Annotated in this window: 11 protein-coding genes; 8 read left to right on the forward strand and 3 right to left on the reverse strand. The window is 63.4% G+C overall.

Features of this window, described 5'->3' with window-relative positions:
• The first annotated feature begins 21 nt into the window (after positions 1-21).
• The 4 genes from GVL52_RS21485 (at position 22) to GVL52_RS21500 (ending at position 5,592) form a co-directional block, all read left to right on the forward strand.
• On the forward strand, positions 22-1,095 hold the full coding sequence (locus GVL52_RS21485; RefSeq protein WP_160010905.1) for a Gfo/Idh/MocA family protein: 1,074 nt from the start codon (positions 22-24) through the stop codon (positions 1,093-1,095).
• 24 nt (positions 1,096-1,119) lie between these two features.
• Complete coding sequence (locus tag GVL52_RS21490; protein ID WP_160010907.1) at positions 1,120-2,199, forward strand: ABC transporter ATP-binding protein; 1,080 nt, start codon at positions 1,120-1,122, stop codon at positions 2,197-2,199.
• A gap of 65 nt (positions 2,200-2,264) precedes the next feature.
• A complete protein-coding gene (locus GVL52_RS21495) occupies positions 2,265-3,137 on the forward strand; it encodes a phosphotransferase (RefSeq protein WP_160010909.1) in 873 nt (290 codons plus the stop codon).
• A gap of 4 nt (positions 3,138-3,141) precedes the next feature.
• Complete coding sequence (locus GVL52_RS21500) at positions 3,142-5,592, forward strand: FAD-dependent oxidoreductase (protein ID WP_160010911.1); 2,451 nt, start codon at positions 3,142-3,144, stop codon at positions 5,590-5,592.
• A 192-nt stretch (positions 5,593-5,784) separates the two neighbouring features.
• On the opposite strand, the gene GVL52_RS21505 is transcribed toward GVL52_RS21500, so the two are convergent.
• From GVL52_RS21505 to uxaC, 3 genes are all read right to left on the reverse strand, one after another.
• Entirely contained in the window at positions 5,785-6,534 is a 750-nt protein-coding gene (locus tag GVL52_RS21505) for an SDR family oxidoreductase (protein WP_160010913.1), read from the reverse strand.
• A gap of 272 nt (positions 6,535-6,806) precedes the next feature.
• Positions 6,807-8,261 (reverse strand): mannitol dehydrogenase family protein, encoded by a 1,455-nt coding sequence (locus tag GVL52_RS21510; RefSeq protein WP_160010915.1) that lies wholly within the window; start codon positions 8,259-8,261, stop codon positions 6,807-6,809.
• Positions 8,258-9,673: a glucuronate isomerase gene (gene uxaC, locus GVL52_RS21515; protein ID WP_160010917.1), complete on the reverse strand. Its 1,416-nt coding sequence runs from the start codon at positions 9,671-9,673 to the stop codon at positions 8,258-8,260. Before uxaC ends, GVL52_RS21510 begins: the two co-directional genes overlap by 4 nt.
• A gap of 179 nt (positions 9,674-9,852) precedes the next feature.
• Between uxaC and GVL52_RS21520 the strand changes: the two genes are divergently transcribed.
• The 4 genes from GVL52_RS21520 (at position 9,853) to GVL52_RS21535 (ending at position 13,211) form a co-directional block, all read left to right on the forward strand.
• Positions 9,853-10,062, forward strand: coding sequence for a SlyX family protein (locus GVL52_RS21520; protein WP_160010919.1), 210 nt, complete (start codon positions 9,853-9,855; stop codon positions 10,060-10,062).
• 113 nt (positions 10,063-10,175) lie between these two features.
• Positions 10,176-10,619 (forward strand): PACE efflux transporter, encoded by a 444-nt coding sequence (locus tag GVL52_RS21525; RefSeq protein WP_160010921.1) that lies wholly within the window; start codon positions 10,176-10,178, stop codon positions 10,617-10,619.
• A 104-nt stretch (positions 10,620-10,723) separates the two neighbouring features.
• On the forward strand, positions 10,724-11,350 hold the full coding sequence (locus GVL52_RS21530) for a ribonuclease D (RefSeq protein ID WP_160010923.1): 627 nt from the start codon (positions 10,724-10,726) through the stop codon (positions 11,348-11,350).
• Positions 11,351-11,579: 229 nt separating this feature from the next.
• Positions 11,580-13,211 carry a hypothetical protein gene (locus tag GVL52_RS21535; RefSeq protein WP_160010925.1) on the forward strand — a complete coding sequence of 544 codons (1,632 nt, stop codon included), beginning with the start codon at positions 11,580-11,582 and terminating at the stop codon, positions 13,209-13,211.
• Positions 13,212-13,310: the final 99 nt, after the last annotated feature.

The raw sequence follows: 13,310 nt of genomic DNA on the forward strand, positions 1-13,310 counted from the left end.
GACCCCAAAGAGACACATGACATGAGCATCAAGACTGTTGCGATCATCGGCTGCGGCATCGGCCGCTCCCATATCGTCGAAGGCTACCTGCCGCATCCGGACAAGTTCAAGGTCACCACACTCTGCGACCTGAACGAGGAGCGGCTGGCGCAGATCGGTGACGAGTTTGGCATCGAGAAGCGCACCACGTCGTTTGCAGAGGTGCTTGCCGATGACAGCATCGACATTGTCGATATCTGCACGCCGCCGGGCATCCACCTGGAGCAGGTGGTGGCGGCGCTTGCCGCGGGCAAGCATGTGATCTGCGAGAAGCCGCTGACAGGGTCCCTGGCAGGGGTCGACGCGATCATGGCCACGGAAAAGACCGCCAAGGGCGTGCTGATGCCGATCTTCCAGTATCGCTATGGCGACGGGATCGAGAAGGCAAAGCGGATCATCGAGGCGGGGATCGCCGGCAAGCCATACATGGGCTCGGTCGAGACGTTCTGGCTGCGCACGCCTGATTATTACGCGGTGCCGTGGCGCGGCAAGTGGGCGACGGAACTCGGCGGGGTGCTGGTGACGCATGCGCTGCACCTGCACGACATGTTGCTGCACCTGATGGGGCCGGCGTCGCGCGTGTTCGGCCGCGTCGCCACCCGGGTCAACGCCATCGAGGTCGAGGACTGTGCCTCGGCGAGCCTGCTGATGGAGAACGGCGCCTTCGTGTCGCTGTCCTGCACGCTGGGCTCACAGCAGGAAATCAGCCGCATCCGGCTGCATTTCGAAAACGTCACCTTCGAGAGCAATCACCAGGCCTATTCGCCGGGCAAGGACCCCTGGACAATCCTCGCCGCCAATGACGATGTACAGAAAAAGATCGATGCGGTGATCGGCAACTGGCAGCCTGTGGCGCCGCGCTTCACCACGCAGATGGAACATTTCCACGCCTATCTCAGCGGCCACGGCCCGCTGCCCGTCACCACACAGGATGCGCGGCGGGCGCTGGAACTGGTGACCGCCATCTATCAATCGTCCGACAGCGGCCAGGATATCCAGCTGCCGATCGGCGCCGACAGCCCGAAATACGCCGACTGGCGTGCAAAAACGCAATAACGGACCAGAGAGGAATTCAAGAAGATGGCAACGAGCGTCGTTCTTCAGAAGGTCGAGAAACGCTATGGCGCGCTTGACGTCATTCACGGCATCGACCTGAAAATCGAGCCCGGCGAGTTCGTGGTGTTCGTCGGCCCGTCCGGCTGCGGCAAGTCCACGCTGCTTAGGATGATCGCCGGGCTGGAGGAAATCACCGGCGGGGCGCTGATGCTCGACAACGAGCGGATGAACGAGGTGGCGCCGGCCAAGCGCGGCATCGCCATGGTGTTCCAGTCCTACGCGCTCTACCCGCACATGTCCGTCTACAAGAACCTCGCCTTCGGGCTGGAGACAGCCGGCTTCAAGAAGGCGGAGATCCAGCCGAAGGTGAAGCGGGCAGCCGAGATCCTGCAGATCGAAAAGCTGCTGGAGCGCAAGCCGAAGGCGCTCTCCGGCGGGCAGCGGCAGCGCGTCGCGATCGGCCGCGCCATCGTCCGCGAACCGCGCATCTTCCTGTTCGACGAGCCGCTGTCGAACCTCGACGCGGAGCTTCGGGTGCAGATGCGGGTGGAGATTTCCCGGCTGCACCGCAGCCTCGGCAACACGATGATCTACGTCACCCATGACCAGGTGGAGGCGATGACCATGGCCGACAAGATCGTGGTCCTGAACGCCGGGCGCATCGAGCAGATCGGAGCGCCGCTCGACCTCTACAACAATCCGGTCAACCGCTTCGTCGCCGGCTTCATCGGCAGCCCGAAGATGAACTTTTTGCAGGGCAAGATCGAGCAGGTTGGCGCCGCCGAGACGACGATCAATGTCTGCGGCAATGCCGTGCGGCTGCCGCGCCGGGTGAACGCCAAGGCCGGCGAGAGCGCGACCTTCGGCATTCGTCCGGAGCATCTTTCGGTGCTGGATAACAGCGGCATCGGACTGTCGACCGTCAATGTCGATCTCGTGGAAAACCTCGGCGGGGCGACGATGCTCTACACGACGACGCCGGATAAGCAGCAGCTGACCGTCGCGCTCGACGGGCAGCAGAAGGTGGAGCGCGGGGCCAATGTGAAGGTCTCGTTCGACCCGGCCCGCTGTCACATCTTCGACGCGTCAGGCGCATCCATCTAGAGCGCTTGACAGCCGATCCTGCTCTGGCCATGTTTCCAATAGGATAGGCCGCGAGGGGGAAAAGCGTGACGCCTGAAGACCGGATTCATGCGCTTGGCATATGGCAGGGTCCGATCGACATATCCGCGATCACCGGCGGCATCACCAACCGGAACTATCTGGTGCGCGACGGCAGCGTCCGCCGCGTCGTCCGGCTGGGCGAGGACATTCCCGTTCACCACATCAACAGGCAGAACGAACTGGCCGCCAGCCGGGCCGCGCACGCGGCCGGGCTCTCGCCTGCCGTGATCCATCATACGCCTGGCGTGCTGGTGCTCGACTATATCGACGCCAGGGCGCTTACACCGGATGACCTGCGTCAGCCCAAAACTCTCGAGCGCGTCATTCCGATGGTGCGTGCCTGTCATCACGATATCGCCCGCGAATTTCGCGGGGCGGCGACGATATTCTGGGTGTTTCATGTGATCCGCGACTACATCGCCAGTCTTGAAGCGGCGGGCAGCCCCTACCGGCCGCTGTTTGCGGATCTGCTCGAGAAGGCCGAGCGGCTGGAAGCGGCCGGCGGGCCGTTCGAGATCGCCTTCGGCCATAACGACATGCTGGCCGCGAACTTTCTCGACGATGGCAAGCGGTTGTGGCTGATCGACTGGGACTATGCCGGCTTCAACACGCCGCTGTTCGATCTCGGCGGTCTGGCTTCCAACAACGCATTTTCCGAGGACACCGAGCAGACGATGCTCGAGACCTACTACCTCAAGTCACTGACGCCGGATCTGTGGCGGCGCTACCGGGCGATGAAATGCGCCTCGCTGCTGCGCGAGATGCTCTGGAGCATGGTGTCGGAAATCCATTCGACCATCGACTTCGACTATGCCGGCTACACCGCCGAGAACCGGGCGCGTTTCGAGCGCGCCTATACGGAATTCGAACAGGACTGATCATATGACGAAGGAATTGCCCAGGACCGCCAAGGCCGTGGTCATCGGCGGCGGTATCATCGGCTGCTCGACGGCCTACCATCTCGGCAAGCTCGGCTGGACCGACACCGTGCTGCTGGAGCGCAAGAAGCTGACGTCAGGCACGACGTTCCATGCCGCCGGCCTCGTCGGCCAGCTGCGGAGCAGTGCCAACATCACCCAGCTGCTCGGCTACTCCGTCGATCTCTACAAGAGGCTGGAGGCCGAGACCGGGCTTGGGACCGGCTGGAAGATGAACGGGGGCTTGCGGCTTGCCTGCAACGAGGAACGCTGGACGGAGGTGAAGCGGCAGGCGACGACGGCGCAATCCTTCGGCCTCGACATGCAGCTGCTGACACCGCAGGAGGCCTTCGATCTCTGGCCGCTGATGACGATCGATGATCTGGTCGGCGCGGCGTTCCTGCCGACCGACGGCCAGGCCAACCCTTCCGACATCACCCAGGCGCTGGCAAGGGGTGCGCGGATGGCGGGCGTTTCGATCTTCGAGGATACCGAGGTGATCGACCTGGAGATCGACAAGGGGCGTATTCGGGCCGTGATCACCGAGCATGGCCGGATCGAGTGCGAGCGCGTGGTCGTCTGCGCCGGGCAATGGACCCGGGCCTTTGCGGCGCGCTTCGGCGTCAACGTGCCGCTGGTGTCGGTCGAGCATCAATACATCATCACCGAATCCTTCGGCGTACCGTCCAACCTGCCGACGCTGCGCGATCCCGACCGATTGACCTATTACAAGGAAGAGGTCGGCGGCATCGTCATGGGCGGCTACGAGCCGAACCCGATTGCCTGGGCGAAATCCGGCATTCCCGACGGCTTCCACTACAGCCTGCTCGACAGCAATTTCGACCACTTCGAGCAGATCATGGAACAGGCGCTCGGCCGCGTGCCGGCGCTGGAGAATGTCGGGGTCAAGCAGCTGCTGAACGGGCCGGAGAGCTTTACGCCCGATGGCAACTTCATTCTCGGCGAGGCGCCGGAGCTTTCGAACTTCTTCGTCGGCGCCGGCTTCAACGCCTTCGGCATCGCCTCGGCCGGCGGTGCCGGAATGGCGCTGGCGGAATGGGTCTCCAAGGGGGAGCCGCCCTACGACCTCTGGCCGGTCGATATCCGCCGCTTCGGCCGCCCGCATTTTGACACCGACTGGGTGCGCACCCGCACGCTGGAGGCCTATGGCAAGCACTACACGCTGGCTTTCCCGTTCGAGGAATATGCCAGCGGCCGCCCCTGCCGCAAATCGCCGCTCTACGACCGGCTGAAGGCGCAGGGCGCCTGCTTCGGCGAAAAGCTCGGCTGGGAACGGCCGAACTGGTTTGCCGACCTCTTCGCCAACGAGGAGCCGAAGGACGTCTACAGCTACAACAGGCAGAACTGGTTCGACGCCGTCGGGCGCGAGCACAAGGCGGTGCGCGAGGCGGCGGTGATCTTCGACCAGACGTCGTTTGCCAAGTTCACGCTGAAGGGGCGCGACGCGGAGGCGGCGCTGTCGTGGATCGCCGCCAACGATGTGGCGCGGCCGGTGGGGTCGCTCGTCTACACCCAGATGCTGAACGACAAGGGCGGCATCGAGTGCGATGTCACCTGCGCCCGCATCGCCGAGGACGAGTATTACGTCGTTACCGGCACCGGCTTTGCCACCCATGACTTCGACTGGATCGCCCGCAATATTCCCGGCGATATGCATGCCGAACTGGTCGATGTGACATCGGCCTACTCGGTGCTGGCGCTGATGGGGCCGAATGCGCGTTCCGTGCTGGAGGCGGTGACGTCAAGCGATGTCTCCAACGCCGCCTTCCCGTTCGGCCGGGTCAAGACGATCGGCATATCAGGCTGCCCGGTTCGGGCGCTGCGGATCACCTATGTCGGCGAACTCGGCTACGAACTGCATGTCCCCGTCGAATATGCCACCACAGTCTACGATGCCCTGATGGCGGCGGGCGCGGCGTTTCAGCTCGTCAACGCCGGCTACCGGGCGATCGAGAGCTGCCGGCTGGAGAAGGGATATCGCGCCTGGGGGTCCGATATCGGGCCGGATCATACGCCCATCGAGGCCGGGCTCGGCTGGGCGGTGAAGACGCGTAAGACCACGCCGTTTCGCGGCCGCGAGGCAATCGAGCGGCAGCTGGCGTCGGGCGTGAAGAAGATGCTTGCCTGCTTCGTGCCCGATGATCCGGATGTCGTGCTGCTCGGCCGCGAGACGATCTACCGCGACGGCAAGCGCGTCGGCTGGCTCTCCAGCGGCGGCTTCGGCTACACGATCGGCAAGCCGATCGGCTACGGCTATGTGCGCAACGCGGATGGGGTGAGCGAGGAGTTCGTGCTGTCGGGGACGTATAAGCTCGATGTGGCGCGGGTGCGGGTGCCCTGCCGGGTGTCATTGAAGCCATTGTATGATGCGGAGATGGTGCGGGTTAAGGGGTAGGTGGAGCTTGGCGGATCGGCGGTCTTCCTCCATGGAACCCCTTCAAGGCGTGATCAGAACACAGCTGGCGATTGTCGTTTCGTTGACGCTCCAATTTTCCTGCGCGTTTTAACGAGTATCCTCGTGCGAAAGCGCCATCCGGTTGAACAACCGAACGGCGCCGCCAGTGACGGGCGCAATGATAGTTTGCCGCTACTTCACGGCGGAGTTTCCACCGTCTGCGAACAAGGCAGAACCGGCAACAAAGCTCGACATAGGACTGGCAAGGAACAATGCCGCTTGAGCGAGTTCTTCAGGCTGCGCAATTCGCTTCATAGCATGCAGACCCGCAGCCCACTCCTTTTGAGCCTCATCGCCAGCCATAGCAGTATCGACACCACCGGGCATAAGCGCATTCGCCCTTATGCCTTTACTGGCATAATCTGCCGTGATTGCTTTCACGAGTCCCATCAGTCCGGCCTTTGCCGCGGCATAAACCCCCATACCTGGAAGACCGACACTGGTCCCGACAAAGCTGGACGTGAATATGATCGCGCCGCTGCCTCGCTCCAGCATGGCAGGGATTTGGCTACGGCTTGCCAGGAAGGCTGACGTCAGGTTTGTCGCAAGTGTCTCCTGCCACTCCGATAGAGCAACCTCCACAAGCGGCCTTATTGGTCCGACCACTGCCGCATTGTTGAAGGCTATATCCAGACCACCAAATAATCTGATTGCATCAGCAACAAGCTCGTCGTGCGTTTCTGGCAGGCTTACATCACCGGCCACGACATGCGCTCTTCCGCCTCGGGCGCGAATTGCATCGGCTACCTCTTCTAATCCCGGCCTACCTCTGGCGTTCAGGATAATTGCAGCGCCCTCGGCGCCAAACAACATTGCCGCTGCACGGCCAATCCCAGATGACGCGCCCGTGACGATAGCAACCTTGTCTTTTAGCATTCCCATGAATGATCTCCTTGAATGGGGAGCCAAGACATAGGCAATCGTCGAACGGCGCGACCACCCGTTTCCTGCAATTCAGCGCACAGGGTGCTGTTGTCGCGATGAAATCTACCGTGAAGCGACGGAATTCGGTACGATGCCAAAGGGAAGGTTCAGATCGAGAACAATAGCACCGCTGCCACGACCGCCGGACGGCGAGACGTTCGACAGCCACGGCACAAGGAAAGCCGGCGCGGGACACTCGCCCCGAAGAGCGCGTGCCCTCCCCATCACCCTCAAAACAACGGCAGCTTGCCGTCCTGGATCAGGATCTCCAGCTTGTTGGCCACATCCTCGGTCCAGGCCGCATTGTCGGTCAGCGCCGCTGGGAACAGCCCGGGGAGCGTGAACAAGGCAGCGGAGACGGCACCGCCGTTGCGGGGGACGTCGGCGAGGAGTGCTGCGATCTCGGCGGCGCGGGGGTCGCGGAGGTCGTAGCTATTGCCCTTGCGGTCGGTGCCGAGCGCGTAGCGCATCCAGGCAGCCACCGCGATGGCGTAGGTTTCGGCCTTGCTGCCCTGAGCCAGCGCTTCGGTTGCCGGTTCCAGCAGGCGCTGCGGCAGCTTCTGGGTGCCGTCCATGGCGATCTGGTAGGTGCGGTGGGCGATCGCCTTGTTGGCGAAGCGAGCCATCAGCTCGTCGGCATAGGCATCGAGATCGATGCCGGGGACCGCATCTAGTGTCGCCGCGGCGGCGTTCATGTGGCGATGGGCGAGCGCTGCGAGACCGGTATCGTCCATGACATCGCGGATGAATTCATAGCCGGCGATATAGCCGAGATAGGCGAGCAGCGAGTGGGCGCCGTTCAGCATCCTGAGCTTCATCTTCTCATAGGCCGAGACATCCTCGACCATCAGCGCGCCGGCCTTCTCCCAAGCGGGACGGCCGCCCACGAAATGATCCTCGATCACCCATTGGGTGAAGGGCTCGGTCTCGATCGCCGCAAGGTCGGTGCGGCCGGTCAGCGTCTCGGCGTCGCGATAGGTGGCGTCGGTGCTCGCAGGCGTGATGCGATCGACCATCGTCGAGGGGAACGGGACATTCGCATCGATCCACTGGCGAAGCGCGGGATCGGTGCGCTCGGCGAAATCGAGCACCAGGCGCTTCAGCACGGCGCCGTTGCTCGGGAGATTGTCGCAGCTGAGCGGCGTGAACGGGGCGATGCCCTTGGCGTGGCGGCGCGACAGGCCTTCGACCAGATAGCCGATGACGCCGCGCGGGGCGTGCGGGCTGGCGAGGTCGGCGGCGATATCGGCATGCTTGAGATCGAGGCCGCCGGTGGCGGCGTCGAAGCCATAGGCCTTTTCGGTGACGGTCAGGCTGACGATGCGGATGGCGGGGTCTTCGAGACGCTGCAGGAGGTCGCCGGGATTGCGCGTCGCCACATGCGCCTTCAGGATCGGGCCCATCACATGGGCTACGGTGCCCTCTGTGTCGCGCACCAGCATGGTGTAGAGGCCGTTCTGCTCGTTCAGGTGATCGGCGACATCCGCGGTGCGCAGGCTTGCCACCTCGATCCCCCAATCGCCGCCGGCATGGGCCAGCGCTGCGTCGGTGAAGGGGGCGAAATGGGCGCGGAAGAAGGCGCCGGGACCGAGATGCAGGATGCCCGGCTTCAGCACCGTGCGATCAAAGGCGGGCAGTCTGGCGCCGGGCGCAAGGCCGGTGAGGCTGGTCAATCGTTCGGTCACAGCTTGTAGGCCTTCTTCGCGTTGCCATAGGAGAGTTCGCCGGCGACGATCCCGGCATCCTTGCGGGAGATGCGGTGCTCGGCCACGAGCCCTGCCAGGAAGCCGCAAACTTCGCGACGCCAGACATCGTGGCGAGCGGGGATCGAGAGCAGTGCGCGGGTGTCGTCGTTGAAGCCCGCCATGTTGGCAAAGCCAGCGGTCTCGACCACCTGATCGAGGTAGCGGCGAATGCCGGCGGGACTGTCGTAGAACCACCAGGGCGGGCCGATCATCAGGCACGGCCAATGGCCGGCCATCGGCGCAAGCTCGCGGGCATAGGTTGTTTCGTCGAGCGTGAAGAGCAGGACGCGCAGGCCCTGCGCATGGCCGTATTTCGACAGCAGGGCGGCCAGACCGCCGACCCAATCGGTCGGGCCCGGAATATCGGCACCCATGTTCGGGCCGCGGGTCTGAAACAGTTCGCGGTCTGTGTTGCGGCGCGATCCGGCGTGGATCTGCATGGTCATGCCGTCTTCGGCCGACAGGCCGGCCATTTCGGTCAGCATCTGGCCGCGGAACAGCTCGGCTTCGTCGGCGCTCAAGGTGCCCTTGTGGGCCTTGTCGAGCAGGCGCTGGCTGTCGGCAAGCGGCAGGTCGGCGGTGAAGGGGGTCGGGACGCCGTGGTCGGTGGCGGTGGCGCCATACTGGCGGAAATAGGCGCGGCGCTTGCGATGGGCGTCGATCAGGCCGTCCCAGGTCGCCACGTCGCAATCGGTCAGCTCACCCAGACGAGCGAGATTGTCGCGGAAGCCGACGGCATCCGGGTCGGTGACGCTATCCGGGCGATAGGTGGTGCGAACGCGGCCGATCCAGCCGTCTTCGGCCATCTTCTGGTGATGCACCAGCGGATCGAGCGCGCCTTCGGTGGTGGCGATGGTTTCGATGCCGAAGCGCTTGTGGAGGGCGCGCGGGCGAAATTCGGGCAGCGCCAGCTGGGCGTTGATGTGATCGTAGAGCGCATCGGCATTTTCGGCCGTTAGTGGCTCGGTGCAGCCAAGCACGGCCGACATGGCGTGATCGACCCAGAGACTGGATGGCGTGCCGCGGAAGAGATGATAATGGGCAGCGAAGGCGCGCCAGATGGCGCGGCCTGATGAGACGGGCTTGCCGTCGAGGCGCGGCACGCCGAGGTCGTCGAGCTTGACGCCGACGCTGTGCAGCATGCGGAACAGATAGTGATCGGGAATGACCAGCAGCGACGACGCATCCTCGAAGGGTTTGTCGTCTGCGAACCAGGATGGCTCCGTGTGGCCGTGCGGACTGACGATCGGCAGGCCGCTTACCGTCTCGTAAAGGTCGCGCGCGATGCTGCGCGTGGCCGGATCGGCTGGAAAAAGCCGGTCCGGATGAAGAAATCCATTGCCAACATCCATCAGTATTCCTCCCTGACTGCTATCGGCCTAGCGCACAACAAAAGTCGCGGCAAGGGCTTTTAGTAACCAAACGGTTCACTTTTGCGAATCGCTTTGCGGCTCTCGAAATGATTGACCTCGCCGGCTATTTCCGATTTGGAGAGCGCAGGAAAAGGCCGGTTGCGGCAAAGGAGAGCCCGATGTCCGACGAGACGAGCCGTATCACCCAGCTTGAGGAAATCATTGCCCACCAGGCAAAGGCGATCGAGGAGCTTTCCGACCAGCTGACGGAGCAATGGAAGGTGGTCGAACAGATGCGCGCCAAGCTCGACCGGCTGACGGAGCGGTTTCTGTCGCTGGAGGAACAGTCGCTCGAAGCGCCTGCGGTGACGCGTCCGCCGCACTACTGATCTCCCGATCTTGCTCCCGAGAGTTTCGATCCCTATATGAGCAATGTGAGGACGACCTCCGCCGTATGGGCTTGAATTCGGGACGACCCGACATTTTCCCATAGGGGTTATTCATGAGATCCGTCCCAGACCGCATCCGTCACGCCATCAGCTTCGAAATCATCGGCCTCGCCATCATCACGCCGCTCGGCGCGCTGGCCTTTGGCATGCCGATCGCCGATATCGGCATCGTCGGCATTGCCAGCGCCACGGTGGCGACCGCCTGGAACTATCTCTACAATCTCGGCTTCGACCACGCCATGCAGCGCATGACAGGCGGCACGCAGAAGAGCATGGCAATGCGCATGCTGCATGCCGTGCTGTTCGAGGGCGGATTGCTGGTGGCGCTGCTGCCGCTGATTGCCTGGTATCTCGGCGTCAGCCTGATGCAGGCCTTCCTGATGGACGTGTCGTTTGCGGCTTTCTATCTGGTCTACGCCTTCGCCTTCAACTGGGCCTATGACCGGCTGTTTCCTCTGCCGGACTGGCAGACTGCGCCGGATGCTGCCCGCGGCTGAGCGTTTCAGCTGGTTTGGCGTGGCGTTTCGGCACGAGGCGGTTTCGCTGGGACCGCCTTTGCGCTATAGCGCGAGAATAGAAGTTTGAGCGAAAGACGAGAGCGATGGCCGCCAAGATCCGTTACCACGAGGGCGATATCTCCCCAGCCGATGCTGCCCGCTACACCGGCGCGATCGCGATCGACACCGAGACACTCGGCCTGGTGCCGCGCCGCGACCGTCTGTGCGTCGTACAGCTCTCTTCCGGCGACGGCACCGCCGATGTGATCCGCATCGCGGCCGGGCAGAAAGAGGCGCCGAACCTTGCGGCCATGCTTGCCGACGCGTCGCAGCAGAAGATCTTCCATTATGGACGTTTCGACATCGCCGTGCTGTTCAATGCCTTCGGCGTCACCACGCAGTCGATCTTCTGCACCAAGATCGCCTCGCGCCTCTGCCGCACCTATACGGATCGGCACGGCCTGAAGGACAATCTCAAGGAGATGCTCGAGGTCGATATCTCCAAGACGCAGCAGTCGTCCGACTGGGCAGCAGCGAAGCTGTCGCAGGCGCAGCTCGAATATGCGGCCTCCGACGTGCTTTATTTGCACGCGCTGCGCGACAAGCTGACCGAACGGCTGGTGCGCGACGGCCGGATGGAGCATGCCACCGCCTGCTTCGCGTTTCTTGCGACGCGCTCCAAGCTCGATCTGCTGGGTTGGGAAGAGACCGATATTTTTGCCCATAGCTGAGGGCAATTGCGCGCTTGCCCGCGGCCCGAACCGGGTGCTTGGCGGCATGCACCGAAACGTTAGTGTTTCGTTAACGGTGAATCGCTAGGATACTCATTAACTTCTAGGCATTCGGCGGCGCAATGCAGCGCCCTCCAGGCACGAGAAATGGCCGGAGAATGCATGAGCCGGATGAGCGCGGCTTTCCTGTAACCTGCTTTATCGCACTTTACGAAAGAGGAAGCATGCCATGTTGACTCCAGTTCGTGCAGCGTCAAGTTCAAGCTTTCCATCGCAGGGATCGGCATCACTGCTCGGTGCCGATGATATCGTGCGCACTGCTGCGACTAGCGCTCCGGTCAATCAGGTCGAAAGCCCGGATCTTACCTCCGCCGTGACTGCCAAGCTCAACATCCTGCTGCTCGCCGTCCGCGCCCGCATGGTCGAAGCGCTGCTCGATGTGCTAAATGCGGCCGGTGACGCCATCGCGCAGCCGCGCGACGGGGACGAACCGGAACTGGTGTTTGCGGCACGCCTTGCCGATGCGATCCAGAAGCTGCCGGCCGCCAAGATCGAGGCCGTCGAGCGCCAGCTTGCCGCCCAGGGCCACACCATTCCGCTTCGCCTGCTTGCCGAAGCGCTGAAGAACCCGGCCGGATCGGAAGCGACGCGAATTGCCGCCTACCTCGAAACCATCGGCTTCAAGGATCGCGATCTCGCGACACGAGCCGTTGTGCGATCCTACGGCCAGAACGACGGCTCGCCGCTACCGGCGCGGCCGGAGCAACGACCTGAGATCAGCCTGCATCGCGACAGTGTGCCTGCGGCGGCGGCGCGTGCGCTACCTAGCCTGCCCGTTGATGTCGAGGCCGAAGCGCCTGCCGGCAATGCGACTATCGCGGGAGACGCGGCTACGGATGCCGATATCGCCGAACAGCCTGTGGTATCAGCCGGCACGCTTCTGAACGCTGCCGAGGCAGCAGATGCGGCGGATGCCGTCGTCGTGGCGAGTACAGGCAGCAACAAGGCCGCTGAAGCGGCAGAGACGGACGAAGCGGCCCTGATTGCCGAGCCGGAAACGCTGGCGGTTGCGGCCGAAGCGGTGGACGAGACGACAGAAGCGGACGCCCGGTCGGCTACGGCGAAATCCGATCCGATCATTCCGAAGAGCTGGGCCGGTATCGCTGCCTCGCTCTCGAAGGATGAGACGGACATGATCGTCGTGATCATCCGCGATCAACAGTCCGAGGTTTTGCTGGAGGCTGCCGATGTGGAGCCGGCAATCGAGATCGATGTGCTGCTCGACGATACGCTGATCGCAGACATTCCGGACAATCTGACCCGGCCATCGGACCAGACACTGCTGCCGGGCGGTACCACCCGCCAGGCGAACCCGCTCTCAGCACCCTCGGCACTGGAGGCTGCCGCAGCGCGGGCGGCCGCAAACGATCAGCCGGCCACCGAGGCCGCGGTGCCGTCGGCCGCGCGGCAGATGATCGACGCCACCTATGCGCCTGTCATGATGCGGATTGTCGAGGGCGTGCCCTATGCGATCCAGCCTTACGATTTTGCCAAGGACGAAACCGACGATGGCGGCTCGCACGAGATGAACCGCGAGGACCACAACGGCGATCTGCCCAAGGATGGGGAAGAGGAAGAAGCCGAGGCACAGGCCGCACCGGAGCATGAAGAGGAGCCGGTGCTTTCCGCCGCACCAGGCGACGCCGAAGACGAGCCGACTGCACAGATCGCCACGACCGCCGCAGAGCCCGCTCGCGTTGCAGCCAGCGGCATGCTGATGTTGCCGGCGCCCAGCCTGCCGATGACGCCGGTGATCGATGAGGCCTATGCCCGCTACAAGCGCATGGTCGGCTGGGAATAAGTCTTCGGCAGCGCAGGCCAACGGGCTCAGCCATTTCCTGACATTGCTTCAAACAGAAAACCCGCCGGATCGCTCCGGCGGGTTTTCTTATTCTTCAGG

Source organism: Rhizobium sp. 18055 (genome assembly GCF_902706285.1).
In the GTDB taxonomy this organism is placed as follows: Bacteria; Pseudomonadota; Alphaproteobacteria; order Rhizobiales; family Rhizobiaceae; genus Rhizobium.